The following is a 20,337-nucleotide window of genomic DNA, read 5'->3' as shown; positions in this document are numbered from 1 at the left end:
ACCACCGTGAAACTTAAGGATCCCTCCGATCGTCGGCCATCGACAGCTGTCACGCATCCGTGCCACCGATCTCAGACAGGTGTATGAAGGCCGTGCGGTGGTGCGGGACAATGCCGGGGTGACGCCGGACGCTGCGCCTTTCAACTACGCGGGTGACTACCAGGAGCTGGTCGACGAGATCTCGGCGCTGCTCGGCGCGCCCGCGACCCTGGAGAACCGCGACTTCGAGCTGATCGCCTTCGGCGCGTACGACAGCGAGGGCGACCTCGACCCGTCCGCGCTGGACCCGGTGCGCACCCGCTCGATCCTCACCCGCCGCTCGACGGCGGCCGTCCGGGCCTGGTTCGAGGGCTTCGGGATCACCCGGGCCACCGGCCCGGTCCGCATCCCGCCCTCGCCGGAGGCCGGGGTGTACCGGGGCCGCGTCTGCCTGCCGGTGCGCCACCGGGGCGTCGTCCTCGGCTACGTCTGGCTGCTGGAGAGCGACCCGGGGCCGGGCGAGCCGCAGCTGGCCGCCGCCATGCGGGTCACGGCCCGGATCGGCGCGCTGCTGGCGAACGAGGCACAGCACGGCGCCGACCTCAGCAGGGAGCTGCGGGCGGTCCTGACCGCCGAGCGGGACTGGCGGCACGACATGGCGGTGGCGGAGCTGCGTACGGCGCTGGGCGCGCGCGCCGACGTCCTCCACACGGTGGTGTGCGTGGCCCCCTGGCCCTCGGCCGACCCCGACGACGCCCCCTCGGTCCGCACGGTGCCGGGGGCGACGGCGCTGTGCACGGTGCCCTGGGGCACCACCGAGCAGTGTCTGGCCCTGCTGCTGCGGCTGCGTTCGGCGGACGTCCTGACACCGGCGACGACGGCGGCCGCGCGGCTGCTGGAGCGGGCCCGCGGGACGGGGACGGCCTTTGCCGCCGGCCCCGGGTCCCGCGCCGGGGGAGCCGCGGGCACCGCCGCGCCGCCCGGCCCGGCCGCCGGGATCGCCGCCCCGCGCACCGGGCTCGCGGAGCTGGGCGCGGCCTGGCGGGAGGCCTCGGCGGCGGCCCGCGCGGCACGGGCCGAGCCGCGCCTCGGCCCGGTCGCCCAGTGGACGTCGATCGGCCCGTTCCGCCTGCTCACCGCCCTTCCCCCGGGCGCCGCCCACGACCCGGCCGTGGGCCCCCTCCTGTCCCCCGCCCACCGCGAACTCGCCCGCACCGCCGAGGTCTACCTGGACTGCGCCGGGCAGGCCGCCCGCACCGCCGCCGAGCTGGGCATCCACCGCCAGACCCTCTACTACCGCCTCTCCCGCGTGGAGAAGCTCACCGGCCTGGACCTGGACGACGGGGAGGACCGGCTGTTGCTGCACATGGCGCTCAAGGCCCGCGCGCTGTGACCCTGTCGCCGGGGCCGGGGGGTCACGGTGGGTCCTGCCGCCGCCGGGGCCGGGGGCCACGGCGGGTCCTGCCGCCGCCGGTGCCGCGGTTCGGGACGGTCGCCGCCGGCCCGGCCGCCCAGCGGGCCATGGGCGCGACCGCCTGGTGGACCTCACCCGGCACGTCCTGCCGTCGGCACGCGACCCGTGTGTCGCCTCCGGCGGGACCGAGGCCGTGCGCGGCCTGTCCTCGACCGCCGTGGCGACGGCAGGCGAACCGGGACCGTGGCCGTCGGCGAACCCGCCACCGCGCTCGACGAGGACCGCGTGACCAGGTGCCGCGGGGCCTCGCCGAGCAGCGCGAGGCGGCCGGCCCCGCCGTCGTCCTCGCCCTCGTCACCGCGTCCGGGACGACGGGACCGGCCCGCTCCACCGGGTGGCACCCGCAGTCCGTCCTCGGCCGAAGTCCCCTCGATGCGGCGCTGTGGCGCCTGCCGCCGCCGGTGTTCCCCGGTCTCGCCGCCCCGGTCCGCACGCGTCCCGTGCGGCGGGCGCGCCCGCGCGAACGCCGGGCGAGCCGATCGCCTCGGCTCGCCCGGCGTTCGCGTCGGACGGGTCAGACCAGGTTCACCGAGCGGGCGGAAGTGGCCCCGATCTCCGCGGCGAGCTCGGCCAGCACCCCGGAGGCCACCGTGTCGTCCACGGTCAGCACGGCCAGCGCCTCGCCGCCCACCGTCGCGCGGGCGACCTGCATGCCGGCGATGTTGATGCCCGCCTCGCCGAGGATGCGGCCGACGGTGCCGACGACACCCGGCCGGTCCTCGTACTTCAGCACCACCATGTGGTCGGCGAGCGCGAGGTCGACGTCGTAGTCGCCGACCGCGACGATCTTCTGCAGGTGCTTGGGGCCGGCGAGCGTGCCGGAGACCGACACCTCCTCGCCGTCCGCGAGCGTGCCGCGCACGGTGACGACGTTGCGGTGGTCGGGCGACTCCGAGCTGGTGGTCAGCCGCACCTCGACACCGCGCTCCTGGGCGAACAGCGGGGCGTTGACGTACGACACCGTCTCGTCGACGACGTCCTCGAAGACGCCCTTGAGGGCGGACAGCTCCAGCACCTTCACGTCGTGCTGGGTGATCTCGCCGTACACCTCGACGTCGAGGCGGACCGCGACCTCGCCGGCGAGCGCGGTGAAGATCCGGCCGAGGCGCTCGGCCAGCGGCAGGCCCGGCTTGACGTCCTCGGCGATGACACCGCCCTGGACGTTGACCGCGTCCGGCACGAGCTCACCGGCGAGGGCGAGCCGCACCGACCTGGCGACGGCGATGCCGGCCTTCTCCTGCGCCTCGTCGGTGGAGGCGCCGAGGTGCGGGGTGCACACCACCTGGTCGAACTCGAACAGCGGCGAGTCCGTGCACGGCTCCTTGGCGTACACGTCGAGACCGGCGCCGGCCACCCGGCCCTCCTTGAGGGCGGAGTACAGCGCCTCCTCGTCGACGATGCCGCCGCGCGCGGCGTTGACGATGCGCACGCTCGGCTTGACCTTGCGCAGCGCCTCCTCGCCGATCAGGCCCAGCGTCTCGGGGGTCTTGGGCAGGTGGACGGTGATGAAGTCGGAGACCTCCAGCAGCTCGTCCAGCGACAGCACCTTCACGCCCATCTGCGCGGCGCGCGCGGGCTGCACGTAGGGGTCGTAGGCGACGACCTTCATGCCGAAGGCGGACATGCGCTGTGCGACGAGGGCGCCGATCCGGCCCAGACCCACGACACCCAGGGTCTTCTCGGCCAGTTCGACGCCCGTGTACTTGCTGCGCTTCCACTCGCCGTTCTTCAGTGCCGCGTTGGCCTGCGGGATGTTGCGGGCGGTGGCGAGGATCAGACCGCAGGCGAGCTCGGCGGCGGTCACGATGTTCGAGGTGGGGGCGTTGACGACCATCACGCCGGCCTTGGTGGCGGCGGAGACGTCGACGTTGTCCAGGCCGACGCCGGCTCGCGCGACGACCTTGAGCCTGTTGGCGGCGGCGATCGCCTCGGCGTCGACCTTGGTGGCCGAACGGATCAGGATCGCGTCCACGTCGGCGATGGCCGGGAGCAGTTCGGCCCGGTCCGCCCCGTTGCAGTGGCGGATCTCGAAGTCCGGCCCGAGTGCGTCGACGGTGGCGGGTGACAGCTCTTCGGCGATGAGTACGACGGGTTTCGAGCTCACGTGAGTCCTCGCATGTCCGTTGCGGACGGCCGTCCCGACGGCCGCAGGCGGTGCAGGGGTGGTGGCCGCGTGGAAGACGCACGACGCTGTGGGCCTGACGCGTATGTTGTGCAGCAGTGTAGTGGCGCGGCGCGGATCGTCTCACGCCTCCGCGGAAGGATCACCCGTCCGTGGCCGGACGGGGTGGACGACGCCGTCCTGCCAGGCGTTACCCGGGGTTCGCCGAAGGGGCCGGAGCGGTGCGCTCCGGCCCCTTCGGGCGGGAGGCCTACGCCTCCTCGTCGACCCAGCTCATGAGCTTGCGCAGCTCCTTGCCGGTGGTCTCCAGCAGGTGCTCGGAGTCCTGCTGCTTGTACTCCTCGTACTTCTTCAGGCCGCCGTGGTACTCGTCCATCCACTGCCGCGCGAAGGAGCCGTCCTGGATCTCGGCGAGGACCTTCTTCATCTCGGCCTTGGTGGCGTCGGTGATGATCCGCGGGCCGGTGACGTAGTCGCCCCACTCGGCGGTCTCGGAGATCGACCAGCGCATCTTCTCCAGGCCGCCCTCGTACATGAGGTCCACGATCAGCTTCAGCTCGTGCAGGCACTCGAAGTAGGCGATCTCCGGCTGGTAGCCGGCCTCGGTCAGCGTCTCGAAGCCCGCCTTGACCAGCGCGGCCGTGCCGCCGCACAGCACGGCCTGCTCGCCGAAGAGGTCGGTCTCGGTCTCCTCGGTGAAGGTCGTCCTGATGACGCCGGCGCGGGTGCCGCCGATGCCCTTGGCGTACGACAGGGCCAGGGCGAAGGCGCTTCCGGTGGCGTCCTGCTCGACGGCGGCGATGCAGGGCACGCCGCGGCCCTCCTCGTACTGACGGCGCACCAGGTGGCCCGGGCCCTTCGGGGCGACCATGCAGACGTCCACGCCGGCCGGGGGCTTGATGAAGCCGAAGCGGATGTTGAAGCCGTGGCCGAAGAAGAGGGCGTCGCCGTCGTTCAGGTGGGGGGCGATGTGCTCCTCGTAGACCTGGGCCTGGATCGGGTCCGGGACGAGGATCATGATGACGTCGGCCTCGGCGGCGGCCTCGGACGGGGTCACCACGCGCAGGCCCTGCTCCTCGGCCTTGGCCTTGGACTTGGAGCCCTCGTGCAGGCCGACGCGCACGTCGACGCCCGAGTCGCGCAGCGACAGGGCGTGGGCGTGGCCCTGGCTGCCGTAACCGATGACCGCGACCTTGCGGCCCTGGATGATGGACAGGTCGGCGTCGGCGTCGTAGAACAGCTCGGCCACTTTGGGTTCTCTCCTTGGGTGCAGGTGTTGCGTCCCACCGTATGACGGCGGGCGGAAGGCGGGGTTCGGGGTCTCGGTATCCGGGCGGCCGGCGTCGCCCGGCCGCCCGGATCCGTCGTCACGCCGACCGGTCGAGGGCGCGCAGCGACCGGTCCGTGATCGAGCGGGCGCCGCGGCCGATCGCGATCGTGCCGGACTGGACGAGTTCCTTGATGCCGTACGGCTCCAGCATCCTGAGCATCGCGGACAGCTTGTCGCCGGAGCCGGTGGCCTCGATGGTCACGGCCTCCGGGGAGACGTCGACCGTCTTGGCGCGGAACAGCTGGACGATCTCGACGATCTGGCCGCGCGTCTCGTTGTCGGCGCGCACCTTCACCAGGACGAGTTCGCGCTGCACGGCCTGCGACGGCTCCAGCTCGACGATCTTCAGCACGTTGACGAGCTTGTTGAGCTGCTTCGTCACCTGCTCCAGCGGCAGGTCCTCGACGTTCACCACGATGGTGATGCGGGAGATGTCGGGGTGTTCGGTGACGCCGACCGCGAGCGAGTCGATGTTGAAGCCGCGGCGGGAGAACAGGGCGGCGATCCGGGCGAGGATGCCCGGCGTGTTCTCCACCAGGACGGAGAGCGTGTGCTTGGACATGGGTCTCGTTCCTTTTCCTACGGCTCTCAGTCGTCTTCGTTGTCGCCGAAGTCGGGGCGGACGTCGCGGGCGGCCATGATCTCGTCGTTGGAGGTGCCGGCGGCGACCATCGGCCAGACCATCGCGTCCTCGTGGACGATGAAGTCGACGACGACCGGGCGGTCGTTGACGGCGTTCGCCTCCTCGATCACCTTGTCGAGGTCGGCCGGGTCCTCGCAGCGGATGGCGTAGCAGCCCATGGCCTCCGACAGCTTCACGAAGTCGGGGACGCGGGTGCCGGCGCTCGGCGACCTGCCGTCGGCCTCGGGGCCGGAGTGCAGCACGGTGTTGGAGTAGCGCTGGTTGTAGAAGAGGGTCTGCCACTGGCGGACCATCCCGAGGGCGCCGTTGTTGATGACGGCGACCTTGATCGGGATGTTGTTCAGGGCGCAGGTGGTGAGCTCCTGGTTGGTCATCTGGAAGCAGCCGTCGCCGTCGATCGCCCAGACCGTGCGGTCCGGGGCGCCGGCCTTGGCCCCCATCGCGGCCGGGACCGCGTAGCCCATCGTCCCCGCGCCGCCGGAGTTGAGCCAGGTGGCGGGCCTGTCGTACTGGATGAAGTGCGCGGCCCACATCTGGTGCTGGCCGACGCCCGCGGCGAAGACCGTGCCCTCGGGGGCGAGCCGGCCGATGCGCTCGATGACCTGCTGGGGGGAGAGGGAGCCGTCCGCGGGCTGGTCGTAGCCGAGCGGGTAGGTGTCGCGCCAGCGGTTGAGGTCGTTCCACCAGGCGGTGTAGTCGCCCCGGTGGCCCTCGCTGTGCTCCTTCTGCACGGCCTGGATCAGGTCGGCGATGACCTCGCGGGCGTCCCCGACGATCGGCACGTCGGCGGCGCGGTTCTTGCCGATCTCGGCCGGGTCGATGTCGGCGTGGACGATCTTGGCGTAGGGGGCGAAGCTGTCCAGCTTGCCGGTGACGCGGTCGTCGAAGCGGGCTCCGAGGGCGACGATCAGGTCGGCCTTCTGCAGCGCGGTGACGGCGGTGACCGACCCGTGCATGCCCGGCATCCCCACGTGCAGCGGGTGGCTGTCGGGGAACGCGCCGAGCGCCATCAGGGTGGTGGTGACGGGCGCTCCGGTGAGCTCGGCGAGGACCTTCAGCTCCGCGGTGGCACCGGCTTTCAGGACACCGCCGCCGACGTACAGCACGGGCCGCCGGGCGGAGGTGATCAGCTTGGCGGCCTCGCGGATCTGCTTGGCGTGCGGCTTGGTCACCGGGCGGTAGCCGGGCAGGTCCATGGTGGGCGGCCACGAGAAGGTGGTCCGCGCCTGCAGGGCGTCCTTGGCGATGTCGACCAGGACCGGGCCCGGGCGGCCGGTGGAGGCGATGTGGAACGCCTCGGCGATCACCCGCGGGATGTCCTCGGCCTTGGTGACCAGGAAGTTGTGCTTGGTGATCGGCATGGTGATGCCGACGATGTCCGCCTCCTGGAAGGCGTCCGTGCCGATCGACGCGGAGGCGACCTGGCCGGTGATCGCCACCAGCGGCACGGAGTCCATGTGGGCGTTGGCGATCGGTGTGACGAGGTTGGTCGCGCCGGGGCCGGACGTCGCCATGCAGACCCCGACCTTGCCGGTGGCCAGGGCGTAGCCCTCGGCCGCGTGGCCGGCGCCCTGCTCGTGGCGGACCAGGACGTGGCGCACCCTGGTGGAGTCCATCAGCGGGTCGTACGCCGGGAGGATCGCACCGCCGGGAATGCCGAATACCGTGTCGGCGCCGACCTCCTCGAGAGAGCGGATGAGGGACTGCGCGCCCGTGACCTGCTCGGGGGCGGAGTGCTGTCCTGAGGATCGGGGCCGCGGCTGCGGGTGATGGGCCCCGGTGGCCTGCTCGGTCATCGGCATTCTCTTCTCGATGCTGAGGGTTTTTGCGAGGTTCGGGCGAAGTGCGGCTGCTGCCTGTGCAACAAAAAACCCCTCGTGCCGTAGGGCAAGCGAGGGGAGCGCGCCGGGTGGGGTCGCTGAGCGATCGAGGGCTCAGCGTCAGCCGACGCGCTTTCCAAGTACGAGAATTCGGGTGCGCATGGCACTGACCCTCCCCCCGGCACGCACTCACTGTCAAGTGGGTGGGACGGGAGTCTCATCATGTGAGCGGAGGGCCGTGCCACCACCGAAGACGGTGGAGACGTTCGTGCCGGTCACGCCTCCGGTGTACACCCGCGGGGAGCCGCCGGCGAACGCGGGTGCGACCGGTCCGTGCGGCACCGGGTAGCGGCCGGTGCCGAGCACCCGGCGCAGCCGGTACTCGTCCAGCGGCCCGGAGAAGGCCATGCCCTGCCCGTGCGTGCAGCCCATCGCGCGCAGCGCGACGACCTGCTCGGGCTGGTCCACCCCGTCGGCCACGGACTGCAGGCCCAGGTCGGCGGCGATGCGCAGCAGCCCACTGGTGATCTTGTGCAGCCGCGCGGACTCGACGACGCCCTCGACCAGGCTGCGGTCCAGTTTCAGCACGTCGACGGGGAGCCGCCGCAGCGCGACGATCGCCGCGCAGCCGCCGCCGAACCCGTCCAGCGCGATCCGGACGCCGACCCGCCTGAGGGCGTTCAGGCGGCGCTCCAGCTCGTCCAGGCCGGCCCGGGAGTCGGTGTCGGTCAGCTCGATGATCAGTGACCCGGGGGGCAGCCCGTGCCGGGTCAGCAGCGCCTCGATCGAGCCGAGCGGCATCGACCGGTCCAGCAGCCCGCGCGCGCTCGTCCGTACGGCCACCGGCACGGACAGGCCCGCCGCGTGCCGCTCGGCGGCCTGCTCCACGGCCTCCTCCAGCGCCCACCGGCCCAGCTCGGCGGTCTTGTCGCCACCCTCGGCCACCCGCAGGAACTCCGCCGGCGTGAAGAGCACCCCTTGCGAGGAGCGCCAGCGCGCCTGCGCGCAGACCGACGAGATCCGGCCGTCCTCCAGGCACACCACCGGCTGGTGCAGCAGCGCGAACTCGCCGTCGTGCAGCGCGGCCCGCAGGCGCGTGGCCAGCTCCGCCTTGCGTACGACGTCCTGCTGCATCTGCGGCTTGTACAGCTCGACGCGCCCCTTGCCGCCCGCCTTGGCGCGGTACATGGCGAGATCGGCGTTGCGCAGCAGTTCTCCCGCGCCGAGGCCCGGCTCGGCGAAGGCGACGCCGATGGAGGCGTTGACGCGGACATCGTTGCCGTCGATGAGGTACGGCTGTGACAGCGTTGCCCTGAGGCGGTCGGCGAGCTCCAGGATGTGCCGTTCGCGGGCGGACCGGTCGCGGGTGTTGTCCCCGACGATCAGGGCCGCGAACTCGTCGCCGCCCAGCCGGGAGGCGGTGTCGCCCTGCCGGACCGCGTCCTGGAGCCTGCGGGCGGCCTGGACGAGCAGTTCGTCCCCGGCCTGGTGCCCGATCGTGTCGTTGACGGCCTTGAAGCCGTCGAGGTCGATGAAGAGCACGGCCGTGTTGCGCAGGGCGAGCCCCCGGTCGGAGGCGCGCCGGCCGGACAGCGCCTGCTGGACGCGCTTGGTGAACAGGGCGCGGTTGGGCAGGTCGGTGAGCGGGTCGTGCTCGGCGTTGTGCTGCAGCTGTGCCTGCAACCGCACCCTTTCGGTCACGTCCCGGCTGTTGAAGATGAGGCCGCCGTGGTGGCGGTTGACGGTCGACTCGACGTTCAGCCAGCCGCCGTTGCCGGACCGGAAGCGGCACTCGATGCGGGTGGTGGGTTCCTCGGCCGGGTCGGCGGCCAGGAAGCGGCGCACCTCGTGCACGACGCAGCCCAGGTCCTCCGGGTGGATGAGATGGGCCAGTTCCGTACCCACCAGCTCCTCCGCGGAGCGGCCGTACACACCGGCGGCGGCCGGGGAGACGTACCGGAGGATGCCGCTGGGCGCCGCGATCATGATGACGTCGCTGGAGCCCTGCACCAGGGAGCGGAAGTGGTTCTCCTTCTGCGCCAGTTCCTGGGTGAGGGTGATGTTGTCGAGCAGCATGATCCCCTGCCGCACGACGAGCGCGAGCACCACCGTGCCGCCGGTGATCAGCACCACGCGGTCGACGCTGCGGCCGTTGAGGACGTTGTAGAGGATCCCCAGCGTGCACACGGCGGCCGCGAGGTACGGCGTGAGGGCGGCGAGGGAGCCCGCGATCGGCCGGGTCGTCGGGCAGCGGCTCTGCTCGCCTCCCGGCACCGGCGGGTGCGGGTGAGGTCCGCTGCGCTGCCCGGGGATGTGCTCGTGGACCACGCGCGTGCGCCCCTCGTCCTCCGGCTGCCCGCTCCGGGGCGCGGCCCAGGGGGCGTACGCCAGGAGCAGCGAGCCCGCGAACCAGCCCGCGTCCAGCAGCTGCCCGGAACGGTAGGTGTCGTGCATCAGCGGCGAGGTGAACAGCGCGTCGCACATCACGGTCAGCGCGAGGGCGCCGATCGCGGTGTTGACCGCGGAGCGGTTCACCGCCGAACGCCGGAAGTGCAGCGCGAGCACCATGCTGACCAGGGCGATGTCGAGCAGCGGGTACGCCAGCGACAGCGCGGTGTGCGCCACGCCCGGTCCCTCGGACTTCGCGGCCTGGGCGAGCGCCAGGCTCCACGCCAGGGTGAGCAGCGAGCCGCCGATCAGCCAGGCGTCCAGTGTCAGGCACACCCAGCCGGCCCTGTTCACGGGCCGCTTGGCGAGCACCAGGAGCCCCACGATGGCGGGCGGCGCGAAGCACAGGAAGAACAGGTCGGCGTAGGAGGGGCTGGGCACGGTCCGTCCCAGGACGACCTCGTACCATCCCCAGACCAGGTTGCCCAGGGCCGCCATCGTCGAGGAGAGCCCGAACAGCAGCCAGGCGGACCGGAAGCGGACGCGGCGGTTCCGGGCGTAGAGGAAGCAGGACACCGCGGCGGCGCCCGCCGCGGCGCTCAGTCCGAAGTCGCCCATGACCAGCGCGAGACGCTCCGAGCCCCAGCCGACCGCGGCACCGACGGCGTAGGCCGCGCAGGCCAGGATCAGGAAGAGCTGGGGGACCGGGCCCGGCCGGTGGCCGGCGACCGGCGGACAAGGCAGCAACGCCCCCGCCGAAGGCTGTCGTCGCAGCGTTCCGTCGAGGGTCGGCGTGGAAGAGGGGGCGCTCACCGTGTCCTCCCGGTCCGCGTCGCTCCCACGTCCCGTGGGTCCCGGTGCACCGGTCGGGCATGCCCCCCGCGGTCGCCGGGCCTGTGGTGGTGATGGCTGTGGGCGGTGTGACGGCCACGGTGATGGGTGTGGTGGCCGTCGTGCCGACCGCGTCTGCGCGCGGCCGTCCGCCAGGGTCGCAGCCGGTGGCTCCGCCGCGTCGGATCGCTCGTCCATAGACCGTGCATCGCCCGTCGCCCCCCTCACAGTCTGAAGTCCATCCCCGGCGCCGAACGGTGCACGGCGCAGCCCCTGTCGGGACGATACACCAGTCTCGTCACTCAGGGACATAGGTTCTCTACTCTCCGTAACGATCAATTGGTGTGCGAGTACCCACCGCGCCCGGAAGGTCGCGGACGGTACTCGCATCGGGCTAGGCGCTGGTGGCGCCCGTCGTCAGGATCACGTTCCGCAGCGGCTCCCGGTTCACGAAACGGTTCAACTGACCGACCAGCAGCCGCTTGGCGCGCGGCAGGAAGGCCGAGGTGGGTCCGCCGACGTGCGGACTGACGAGCACGCCCGGCGCACGCCACAGGGGGTGTTCGCGCGGCAGCGGCTCCGGATCGGTGACGTCCAGGGCCGCGGTGATGCGGCCGCTCTCCACCTCCGTGAGCAGGGCCTTGGTGTCCACGACGGGGCCCCGGGCGACGTTCACCAGCAGCGCGCCGTCCTTCATCCGCGCCAGGAAGCCGGCGTCCACCAGGCCACGCGTGTCCTCGGTGAGCGGTGTGGACAGGACGACGACGTCCGCCTCCGGGAGGAGGGAGGGCAGTTCGGTGAGCGGGTGCACCGGCCCGCGCGCCGTGGTGCGCTCGGAGCGCGCGACGCGCGCCACCTGCGCCACCTCGAAGGGTACGAGCCGGTCCTCGATCGCCGCGCCGATCGAGCCGTACCCCACGATGAGCACGTTCCTGTCGGCCAGCGCGGGCCGGAACCCGCCCAGCCACTCCCCCCGTTCCTGGGCGCGGACGAAGTCCGGGATGCCGCGCAGCGACGCCAGGATCAGCGCGAGCGTGAGCTCCGCGGTGCTGGCCTCGTGCACCCCGCGCGCGTTGCACAGCACCACGCCCGGACGCAGGTGCCGCAGTCCGGGCTCCACGTGGTCGGTGCCGGCCGACAGCGTCTGCACGACCCGCACGGAGCTCATCCCGGGCAGGGGGCGGACGCACACCGGGCCGGGCTTCATGTAGGGGACGACGTAGAAGGCGCAGTCGGCGGGGTCCGCGGGGAACTCCTCGGCGCCGTCCCAGAAGTGGTAGCGAGGTCCCCGGGGAAGGCCCTCGATCTCGTCCGGCGGTATGGGCAGCCACACGTCAGCAGTCATGGTCGGAGGCTATGTCAGGAGCGTGTGACGGCAGAGGTTAGGTTGGGGTGGCCGAAACAGGGGAAGGTCACGACCAGGTGGAGCGCAGGACGATCGGGGCGGCGGCACTCGCGGTGGGGGCCGTCGGACTCGGGTGCATGCCGATGAGCTGGGCGTACAGCACGTCGCGGCAGCGCGGCGAGGAGTCGCTCAGGGCGGTGCACCGGGCGCTCGACCTGGGCTCGACGCTGCTGGACACGGCCGACATGTACGGCCCGTTCACCAACGAGCTGCTGCTGGGGCGGGTGCTGAAGGAGCGACGGGCCGACGCCTTCGTGTCGACGAAGGTCGGTCTGCTGGTGGGCGACCAGCACATCGTGGCCAACGGCCGCCCCGGGTACGTCAGGCGGGCCTGCGACGCCTCCCTGCGCCGGCTGCAGACGGACGTCATCGACCTCTACCAGCTGCACCGGGCGGACCCGGAGGTGCCGGTCGAGGAGACCTGGGGCGCTATGGCGGAGCTCGTGCGGGCCGGGAAGGTGCGGGCGCTGGGGCTGTGCGCGGTGGGCGCGCGCTCGGCGCGCCGGCCGGGTGCGGGGCTGCACGACGCGACGATCCGGCAGCTGGAGCGGGTGCAGCAGGTCTTCCCGGTCAGCGCGGTGCAGGCGGAGCTGTCGGTGTGGTCGCCGGAGGCCCTGGAGACGCTGCTGCCCTGGTGCGAGGCCCGCGGCATCGGCTTCCTGGCCGCGATGCCGCTCGGCAACGGCTTCCTCACCGGCACGCTCACGCCCGGCCAGGGCTTCGAGGCGGACGACCTGCGGGCCCGGCACCCCCGCTTCACGGCCGAGATGATGGCCGCGAACCAGCCGATCGTGGTGGGACTGCGCCGGATCGCGTCCCGGCACGGCGAGCACGTCACCCCGGCCCAGGTGGCACTGGCCTGGGTCCTGGCCCAGGGCCGCCACGTGATCCCGGTGCCGGGCGCCAAGCAGGAGCGATGGGTCACGGAGAACGCGTGCGCGGCGGGGCTGCGCCTGACGGCCGAGGACCTGCAGGAGGTGGCGGAACTGCCGCCGGCGCAGGGGTCGTGGGACTGAGGTCCCGGGGCGGGGGGCGGTCCGGGATCCGGTGACCGGGCACCCGGAGGGCGCGAGCGGTGTAAGACAGGTAGGACCCGCCACGTCGAAGGGACCACGATCGTGCAACGTCGAGCCGTGACGGCCGTACTGGCCGCCGCCACGCTCCTGCTGACGGCCGGCTGCTCCTCCGACGGAGGAGGATCGCCGGGCAGGGGCGACAGCGCCTCCCCGGGCCGTACGGCACCGCAGTCGCCCTCGCCCACCCGGCGGGCCGCCGAGCAGGCCCCGCCCGCCGAGGGGTCGGTGAAGGTGGTCCGCACGGTCGCCACGGGCCTGAGCACCCCCTGGGGCCTGGCCCCGCTGCCGGACGGCGACCTGCTCGTCGCCTCCCGGGACGACGGCACGGTCGTCCGTGTCGACGACCGCACGGGCCGCACGACCGAGCTGGGCGAGGTGCCGGGCGTGTCCCCGGCCGGCGAGGGCGGCCTGCTCGGCATCGCGCTCTCCCCCGACTACGCCTCCGACCACATGGTCTACGCGTACTTCACCTCCGCCTCGGACAACCGCGTCGTGCGCATGCTGTACGACGGGAAGAAGCCGTCCGGCGAGCAGCTGGGCGCGCCCGACACGGTCTTCAGGGGCATCCCCAAGGGCGTGATCCACAACGGCGGCCGGATCGCCTTCGGCCCGGACGGGATGCTGTACGTGGGCACGGGCGAGAGCGGCGAGACCGGTCTGTCCCAGGACCGGAAGTCCACGGGCGGCAAGATCCTGCGCCTGACCCCGGAGGGCGAGCCGGCGCCCGGCAACCCGTTCCCCGGCTCCCCCGTGTACTCCTACGGCCACCGCAACGTGCAGGGCCTGGCCTGGGACACCCGGCAGCGGCTGTTCGCCGCGGAGTTCGGCCAGAACACCTGGGACGAGCTGAACGCCGTCGAGCCGGGCGGCAACTACGGCTGGCCCGAGGCCGAGGGCAGGTCCGGCGACGCGCGGTTCCGCGACCCGGTCGCCCAGTGGAGCACGGACGAGGCCTCCCCCAGCGGCATCGCCTACGCCGAGGGTTCGATCTGGATGGCGGGCCTGCGCGGCGAGCGCCTGTGGCGCGTCCCGCTCCAGGGCACCCGGGCCTCGGCCGATCCGCAGTCCTTCCTGGAGGGCGAGTACGGCCGGCTGCGCACGGTGGTCCCGGCGGGCGGCGACAGGCTGTGGCTGACGACGAGCAACACGGACGGCCGGGGCGACCCGGGGGACGGCGACGACCGGATCCTGGAGGTGCGGGTGCGGTAGCCCGGGGGTCCGGGGGCGGTGACGCGGCAGCCCGGTGTCAGTCCGCGGCGGCCGCCGCCCCGGGCCCGGCGGCCCCGCCCGGCTCCGCGGCCCCGTCGGGCTCCCCGGACTGCTGGGCGGGGGGCCGTACGACGACCTTTCCGGACGCGAGGTCTATCGGCCCGCGTCCGGGGTCGCCGTCCCCGGTGTCCTCGCGGGTCAGCTCCAGCCGGTTCTGTTCGTCGCGGGTGTGCTTGCGGCCGGGTGCGAACAGTTCCTCGAAGACGTTGAACACAAGGCCTCCCTCGGCCGCGGCGTCCCCCACAGCGTAAGCCTCAGTCCGCCGTCCGGGAGGTGGGCGTCCCGGACGGGAACAGGCCCAGCCGGTGGGCCATCGCCGCCGCCTCGCCCCGGCCCGAGACGCCGAGCTTGGCGAGGATGTTGCTGACGTGGACGCTCGCCGTCTTCGGGGAGATGAACAGTTCCCCGGCTATCTGGCGGTTGGTGCGGCCGGCGGTGACCAGGCGCAGGACGTCGCGTTCCCGGCTGGTGAGGCCGAGGGCCCCGGCCGGGTCGGCGGGTACGGGGGCCCGCTCGGGGTCGCGGGCGAGCGGGAGGCGGGCGCGCTGGGCGAGCAGGGCGGCGGCGTCGGCGAGCGGGCGGGCGCCGAGGTGGCCGGCGACGGCGTGCGCCAGCCGCAGCAGTTCCCCGGCCCGGGCCCGCTCGTCCTCGCCCGCGCCGGAGGCCAGCAGTGCCTCGGCCAGGCGGAACCGGACACGCGCGAGATCGTAGGGGCGTTCCAGCGGCTCCACGGCGGCGACGGCCTCGCACCACGGCCCGGGTGCCGCCCGGCCCTCGGCGCGCAGCAGTTCGGCCCGCAGCCACCGGTCGTGCGCCTGCCACACGGGCACGGCGGCGGCCAGGGTCTTCGCCGCCCCGCGGATGCGCTCGAGGAGCTCCGCGCGGCCCGGCTCGGCGGCCGGGAGCCCGAAGGCGTCGGCCTCGGCGGTCGCGGCGGTGAGCAGCAGCGGCCAGCCGTAGCGGTGGGTGCCGGGCGGGAACCCGGCGTCCAGGACGGTGCGCAGCTCGGCGCGGGCGTCGGACAGGCGGCCCTCGGACGCGGCCACGCCGATGGCGATGCAGCTCATCGGCAGGGCGTACTGCGGCATGAGGTCGTGGGTGCCGAAGCAGGAGCGGGCGGCGCTCAGCAGGCGGGCGGCCTCGGCCGACTCGCCCCGGTCGAAGGCGAGGTGGGCCAGGCGCAGCAGACCGCCGGTCCGCGGCTTGGCGCTCTGCTCCAGGCGCTGGGCGTTGGCCGCGGCCTCGGCGGCCTCGTCCCAGCGGCCGAGCGAGTGGAGCGACTCGGCGAGGTTGCCCCACACCCAGCCCTCGGAGTCCAGCAGGCCGAGGGTACGGGTGAGCGGGACGCCCTCCCGCAGGATGCCGACCGCCTCCCTGGAGCGGCCCACGCTCTCCAGCGCCGAGGGCAGGTTGATGTAGCTGCGGCTCAGCACGCCGGTCGCGCCCAGCTCCGCCGCCCGCTCCTGGACCTGGTACATCGCGGCGAGCCCGGTCTCGATGTCGCCGGCGTCGACCATGAGGCCGCCGAGGGTGAGCCGGGCGTTGAGTTCGATGTCGTCGGCGCCGACCATGCGCGCGTACTCGACGGCGCGTTCGGCGGCGGCCATCGCCTCGGGCCCCGGTTCGTGCAGCATCGACCAGCCCGCGGCCGTGGCGAGCACCTCGGCGTGCACCTCGGACGGGGGCAGCCCGCGCACCAGCTCCTGGGCGGTGGCGAGCTCCGTCCAGCCGTCGCCGCGGGCCAGGGCCTGGGTCAGCCGGGAGAGCTGGACCCAGAACCAGGCGGCGCGCACCGGGTCCGGGTCCTCCTCCAGCAGGCGCAGCGCCCGCCGGGTGATCTTCTTGGCGCGTTCGCGCTCCCCGCACAGCCGTCCGGCGACGGCGGCCTCGGCCATCAGGTCGAGGTAGCGCAGCGGGGCGGTGGCCGGGTCGCGGCCGCCGGGGGCCGCCCCGCGCCGTGCGGGCGGCGGGGGAGGGTAGATCTCGGTGTAGTCGGCCGGGCGCAGGTTCTGCCGCACCTCGTCGGGGGCGGCGTCCCACAGCTCCATCGCCCGCTCCAGCAGCCGCAGTTGCTCGGCGTAGGCGTGGCGGCGGCGGGCCTCGACGGAGGCGTCCAGGACGGCGGGCAGGGCCTTGGCGGCGTCGTGGGCGTGGTACCAGTAGCTGGCCAGGCGCATCACCCGCTCGTCCGGGGGCACGAGCGTCGGGTCGGCCTCCAGGGCTTCGGCGTAGCGGCGGTTGAGACGGGAGCGTTCGCCGGGCAGCAGGTCGTCGCTGACGGCCTCGCGCACCAGCGAGTGGCGGAAGCGGTAGCCGTCGCCGGAGGGTGCCGCGAGGAGGAGGTTGGCGTTCACGGCGGCCCGCAGCGCCTCGATGAGGTCGTCCTCGGTGAGCCGGGCCACGGCGGCCAGCAGCCGGTACTCCACGGTGGAACCGCCCTCGGCGACGATCCGGGCGACCCGCTGGGCGCCCTCCGGCAGGCGCTCGACGCGCACCAGCAGCAGGTCGCGCAGGGAGTCGGTGAGGCCGGTGCGGCAGCCCTCGTGGGCGGCGACGGCGAGTTCCTCGACGAAGAAGGCGTTGCCGTCGGACCGTTCGAAGATCTCGTCGACCTGGTCCGGGTCGGGTTCGTGGGCGAGGATGCCGGCGATCTGGCGGCCCACCTCGTCGCGGGTGAAACGGCCGAGTTCGACGCGGCGGACCGTGCGCAGCCGGTCGAGTTCGGCGAGCAGGGGGCGCAGCGGGTGGCGGCGGTGGATGTCGTCGGAGCGGTAGGTGGCGAGGACCACGAGGCGGCCGGTGCGCAGGGTGCGCAGGAGGTAGGCGAGCAGGTGGCGGGTGGAGGCGTCGGCCCAGTGCAGGTCCTCCAGGACGAGGACGACGGTGCGGTCGGCGGCGACGCGCTCCAGCAGGCGGGCGGTGAGTTCGAAGAGGCGGGCCATGCCCTCCTCGCCGTGCCGGGCCGCGTCCCGGGCGGCGGCCGTGCCGAGTTCGGGCAGCAGCCGGGCGAGTTCCTCCTCCTGGCCGGCGGCCGCGGCGGCGAGCTGGTCGGGCAGTTCACGGCGCAGGGCGCGCAGGGCGGTGGAGAAGGGGGCGAAGGGCAGCCCGTCGGCGCCGATCTCGACGCAGCCGCCGAGCGCCACGAGCGCGCCCCCGCGGCGGGCGGCACCGGCGAACTCCTCGACGAGGCGGGTCTTGCCGACGCCGGCCTCGCCGCCGATCAGCAGTGCCTGCGGCTCGCCCGAGGCGGCGCGGGCGAGCGCGTCGTTCAGCGTGCCCAACTCGTCGGCGCGGCCCACGAACACGGGACTGACGGACCTGGTCTCCACGGGCCCGAGCATCGCACGCGGCGCCGACGGCGCGGCACCGGTTTTCGGCGGGCCGGCGGCCGGGCCCGCGGGGAGGCCGGGCACAGCCGGGGCGTACGCGGGACGCACCGCCTCCGGCGCGTGCCCGGCGTCCTTGCGGGCTGCGCGGGCACCGCCCGCGCAAGGGCGGCCGCCCCCCGTACGGCCGCCCTTGCCCGCCCGGGTGTTCACGCCGCCCGGGGGGACCGGTGCCTGCGGAAGCGGCGGGTATGGCTCTCGGCCTCCGGGGCGCGCCGCGCCGCGTCGCGGCGGGCGGCGCGACGGGCCCGGACGGCCTCGCGGGCCAGCCGCTCGCGCTCGGCCCGGCGGACGAGGTCGGCGTGGCGGAACGCGTGGAGCTGGTACTCGAACATGGCGTCTCCGTGGTGAGAGGTCGGTTTCCGGCATCGCTCGCCGCGATGCCTCCACCTTCGTCTCCCAGGCGGGACGGCCGCATCGGGAGAGTTCCGCATCTTCGGCGGTGGCCGGGGCCTTAGACGTGCGTGAGGGGTCCCAGGTCCTCCGTAAGGTGCTCACGGAGGATCTAAGACCCCTCGGGGTTCTGCGGTGGCTCAGCCCGTGGAGGGCAGTCCGAGCAGGACGTCGGTGTACTTGAGGACGGCCAGGAACAGGCCGATGACGCCGAGCCAGACGCCGCCCCAGGCGACCGACCTGATCCACGGGGCCTGCGGCCGGCCGGGCGTCCCGAACGCGGGCCGGGCGAGCACCACGGCACCGGTGATCAGCGCGGCCAGCGCGAACAGGCCGCCCCACAGCGCGCTGGTGTGCCAGGCGTCCCCGTACACCTCCTCAACCTGCTTGGCGACGCCCGCGGAGGACGCGGTCCGCAACTGGCCGACAAGGGTCTCGCGCGCGGCGGCCACCGTGCCGACCCAGCTGCCGGTCAGCGAGACGACGCCCAGCGCCACGGAGACGACGGCACCGGCGCCCTGCCCGGTGCCGGAGGGGCCCTGCCCGGTCGTGGGCCCGGTCGCGGGACTGTCGTCGGACCCGGCGGTGTCCGCGTCGGACCCGGCGGTGTCCACCGTCTCCCCGCCGGTCCCGGTCTCGGCGGCCTCGGTCTCGTCCACTGCGTTCGTTGCCATGCCCCGCACCGTACGGCCGCTGTCTGAGAGGTTGCTTAATGATCGCTGTGCGCCGCAGCCGCCGCGCGCCACTCGGGGGCCAGTACGGACCACACCTCCAGGTCGTGCCGTACCCCGTGGTGGAGATGGGCCTCGCGCCGTACGCCGTCCCGGGTCATCCCGAGCCGCCGGGCGACGTTCAGGCTGGGCCGGTTGCCCGACGCGGCGACCCACTCCACGCGGTGGATGCCGCGCTCCTCGACGGCCCAGTCGACCAGCACCCGCATGGCACGCGTGACGAGGCCGCGCCCGGTGGCGGCGGGCTCCAGCCAGCAGCCGACCTCGCAGGTGCCTCTGGCCGCGTCGAAGTTCAGGAAGAGCACCCCGCCCACCAGTTTCCCCTCCAGCCACAGGCCGTGCAGGGAGGCGGTGTCGGCGGCGCGCCAGTCGGCGTACCGCTGGAGCACCTCCCGCGCCCCGGCCTCGTCGGTGGCCGCGGAGCCGAAGGGGACGTACCGGTTGATGAACTCCCTCCCCCGGTCCAGGTGCGCCAGGAACTCCCCGGCGTGCCAGGGCTCCAGGGGCCGCAACTGCGCGCCGTCGTCACCCAGGGATATCGCGTACATCCCGCTCGTGCTCCTCTCCCGCCAGGACGTCCGCCGTCCCGGCGTCCGTCGCGGCGGCCAGCCTCTCATGGGCGGCACGGGACCCGGGCGGCCCGCCGCCGGTGCGCGGCAGGCGCCGGTCGGACCGGCAAAGCAGGCGGGACCGGCGGGAGGGCGGAACCGGCGGGGGATGCGACGGCGAGCCCGGCGAAGACGAGGAGCCACGGCCGGACGACGACCGGACGGCGTCCGGAGCCGGGAACCCCTCGGCCTCCCTCAGTCGAACTGGTCTCCCAGCGCCATCACCATCACCCCCGCGATCAGCAGCCACAACGCCCGCCGGGTGCGTCCCCGGGCGCCGAGGACGGCGGCGAACACGCAGACGGCGGCCCCGCCGGCGTACGCGAACGGGACGAGGGCGGGAGCGGAGCCGGTGAGGCGGAGCAGCGCCGCGGCCAGGCCCGCGAGGGCCAGGACGGCCCCGGTTCCGACCGCCGCCCAGCGGGCCCGCCGCGCCTCCCGCGCCAGCTCCTCCGCCTCGTATGCGTCTTCCGCGTCCTGAGCGTCCTGAGCGTCCTGTGCGTCTTCCGCGTCCTGAGCGTCCCGCGCGTCCCGTGCCTCCCGCGGGGCGTCGGCCCGCGCGTCCGGGCCCCCGGCAGCCCCCGCCTCCTCGGCCTCCCCGGCCCCGGTGGGCTCCGCGTCCATGACCCCGGGTATTTCTGCGTGCGTGTCGGAATCAGGGCGTCCACTCATGGCGCGCGAGCGTAGCGCCTCCGGCCGGGAGGGCGGACTCGCGGGTACCCGGGCACCGGCCGGGACCGCGCGCCGGCCGGTGCCCGGGCACGTGCGAGGGGGGATGCGCCGGCCCCGGCGCCACCCCCCCCGCCCGGGGGGGGGGAGGGCCCCCGCCGCGCCCCCCCGGGAGGAGGTGGAGCGGCCTACAGCCGCGGCCCGCGCGCGGGG

15 protein-coding genes are annotated in these 20,337 nt (G+C 74.0%); 3 read left to right on the top strand and 12 right to left on the bottom strand.

What is annotated here, in order from left to right; genetic code table 11:
- Window positions 1-100: 100 nt before the first annotated feature.
- Complete coding sequence (locus tag AB0L29_RS08715) at window positions 101-1,372, top strand: helix-turn-helix domain-containing protein (RefSeq protein ID WP_365825153.1); 1,272 nt, start codon at window positions 101-103, stop codon at window positions 1,370-1,372.
- Window positions 1,373-1,967: 595 nt separating this feature from the next.
- Here AB0L29_RS08715 and serA read toward each other — a convergent pair.
- The 6 genes from serA to AB0L29_RS08685 all read right to left on the bottom strand — a co-directional run bounded on the left by serA (window position 1,968) and on the right by AB0L29_RS08685 (window position 11,932).
- Complete coding sequence (serA, locus tag AB0L29_RS08710; RefSeq protein ID WP_365824803.1) at window positions 1,968-3,557, bottom strand: phosphoglycerate dehydrogenase; 1,590 nt, start codon at window positions 3,555-3,557, stop codon at window positions 1,968-1,970.
- A gap of 268 nt (window positions 3,558-3,825) precedes the next feature.
- On the bottom strand, window positions 3,826-4,824 hold the full coding sequence (gene ilvC, locus AB0L29_RS08705) for a ketol-acid reductoisomerase (RefSeq protein ID WP_365824801.1): 999 nt from the start codon (window positions 4,822-4,824) through the stop codon (window positions 3,826-3,828).
- 118 nt (window positions 4,825-4,942) lie between these two features.
- Complete coding sequence (gene ilvN, locus AB0L29_RS08700) at window positions 4,943-5,467, bottom strand: acetolactate synthase small subunit (protein ID WP_365824799.1); 525 nt, start codon at window positions 5,465-5,467, stop codon at window positions 4,943-4,945.
- 26 nt (window positions 5,468-5,493) lie between these two features.
- Window positions 5,494-7,344, bottom strand: coding sequence for an acetolactate synthase large subunit (locus tag AB0L29_RS08695; RefSeq protein ID WP_365824797.1), 1,851 nt, complete (start codon window positions 7,342-7,344; stop codon window positions 5,494-5,496).
- A gap of 219 nt (window positions 7,345-7,563) precedes the next feature.
- Window positions 7,564-10,569 (bottom strand): EAL domain-containing protein, encoded by a 3,006-nt coding sequence (locus tag AB0L29_RS08690; protein ID WP_365824795.1) that lies wholly within the window; start codon window positions 10,567-10,569, stop codon window positions 7,564-7,566.
- Window positions 10,570-10,981: 412 nt separating this feature from the next.
- On the bottom strand, window positions 10,982-11,932 hold the full coding sequence (locus AB0L29_RS08685; RefSeq protein ID WP_365824793.1) for a 2-hydroxyacid dehydrogenase: 951 nt from the start codon (window positions 11,930-11,932) through the stop codon (window positions 10,982-10,984).
- A 77-nt stretch (window positions 11,933-12,009) separates the two neighbouring features.
- Between AB0L29_RS08685 and AB0L29_RS08680 the strand changes: the two genes are divergently transcribed.
- Complete coding sequence (locus tag AB0L29_RS08680) at window positions 12,010-13,008, top strand: aldo/keto reductase (protein ID WP_365825151.1); 999 nt, start codon at window positions 12,010-12,012, stop codon at window positions 13,006-13,008.
- Between the two features lie 102 nt (window positions 13,009-13,110).
- Window positions 13,111-14,277 (top strand): PQQ-dependent sugar dehydrogenase, encoded by a 1,167-nt coding sequence (locus AB0L29_RS08675; RefSeq protein ID WP_365824791.1) that lies wholly within the window; start codon window positions 13,111-13,113, stop codon window positions 14,275-14,277.
- A gap of 37 nt (window positions 14,278-14,314) precedes the next feature.
- Here AB0L29_RS08675 and AB0L29_RS08670 read toward each other — a convergent pair whose 3' ends face one another.
- The 6 genes from AB0L29_RS08670 to AB0L29_RS08645 all read right to left on the bottom strand — a co-directional run bounded on the left by AB0L29_RS08670 (window position 14,315) and on the right by AB0L29_RS08645 (window position 20,079).
- A complete protein-coding gene (locus AB0L29_RS08670; RefSeq protein WP_365824789.1) occupies window positions 14,315-14,551 on the bottom strand; it encodes a DUF6191 domain-containing protein in 237 nt (78 codons plus the stop codon).
- Between the two features lie 40 nt (window positions 14,552-14,591).
- Window positions 14,592-17,678, bottom strand: a complete 3,087-nt coding sequence (locus AB0L29_RS08665; protein WP_365824787.1) for an AAA family ATPase — start codon at window positions 17,676-17,678, stop codon at window positions 14,592-14,594.
- A gap of 194 nt (window positions 17,679-17,872) precedes the next feature.
- Window positions 17,873-18,058, bottom strand: a complete 186-nt coding sequence (locus tag AB0L29_RS08660) for a hypothetical protein (RefSeq protein WP_365824785.1) — start codon at window positions 18,056-18,058, stop codon at window positions 17,873-17,875.
- Between the two features lie 198 nt (window positions 18,059-18,256).
- The gene (locus AB0L29_RS08655) at window positions 18,257-18,790 is read right to left on the bottom strand and encodes a hypothetical protein (RefSeq protein WP_365824783.1); all 534 of its coding nucleotides are present in this window, start codon (window positions 18,788-18,790) and stop codon (window positions 18,257-18,259) included.
- Window positions 18,791-18,825: 35 nt separating this feature from the next.
- The gene (locus AB0L29_RS08650; protein ID WP_365824781.1) at window positions 18,826-19,395 is read right to left on the bottom strand and encodes a GNAT family protein; all 570 of its coding nucleotides are present in this window, start codon (window positions 19,393-19,395) and stop codon (window positions 18,826-18,828) included.
- A gap of 255 nt (window positions 19,396-19,650) precedes the next feature.
- The gene (locus tag AB0L29_RS08645; protein WP_365824779.1) at window positions 19,651-20,079 is read right to left on the bottom strand and encodes a hypothetical protein; all 429 of its coding nucleotides are present in this window, start codon (window positions 20,077-20,079) and stop codon (window positions 19,651-19,653) included.
- Window positions 20,080-20,337 lie beyond the last annotated feature (258 nt).

The sequence above is a fragment of the Streptomyces sp. NPDC052701 genome (assembly GCF_040678355.1).
GTDB lineage: Bacteria > Actinomycetota > Actinomycetes > Streptomycetales > Streptomycetaceae > Streptomyces.
The sequence above is the reverse complement of the archived record's forward strand: the minus strand, read 5'-3'. Positions and strand labels throughout refer to the sequence as shown.

Excerpts from the sequence above, each read along its gene's own strand:
- ilvN (WP_365824799.1), bottom strand. The coding sequence starts at position 5,467 with ATGTCCAAGCACACGCTCTCCGTCCTGGTGGAGAACACGCCGGGCATC.
- AB0L29_RS08645 (WP_365824779.1), bottom strand. The coding sequence starts at position 20,079 with ATGGACGCGGAGCCCACCGGGGCCGGGGAGGCCGAGGAGGCGGGGGCT.
- AB0L29_RS08660 (WP_365824785.1), bottom strand. The coding sequence starts at position 18,058 with ATGTTCGAGTACCAGCTCCACGCGTTCCGCCACGCCGACCTCGTCCGC.
- AB0L29_RS08665 (WP_365824787.1), bottom strand. The coding sequence starts at position 17,678 with ATGCTCGGGCCCGTGGAGACCAGGTCCGTCAGTCCCGTGTTCGTGGGC.
- AB0L29_RS08655 (WP_365824783.1), bottom strand. The coding sequence starts at position 18,790 with ATGGCAACGAACGCAGTGGACGAGACCGAGGCCGCCGAGACCGGGACC.
- AB0L29_RS08685 (WP_365824793.1), bottom strand. The coding sequence starts at position 11,932 with ATGACTGCTGACGTGTGGCTGCCCATACCGCCGGACGAGATCGAGGGC.
- AB0L29_RS08650 (WP_365824781.1), bottom strand. The coding sequence starts at position 19,395 with ATGTACGCGATATCCCTGGGTGACGACGGCGCGCAGTTGCGGCCCCTG.
- AB0L29_RS08695 (WP_365824797.1), bottom strand. The coding sequence starts at position 7,344 with ATGACCGAGCAGGCCACCGGGGCCCATCACCCGCAGCCGCGGCCCCGA.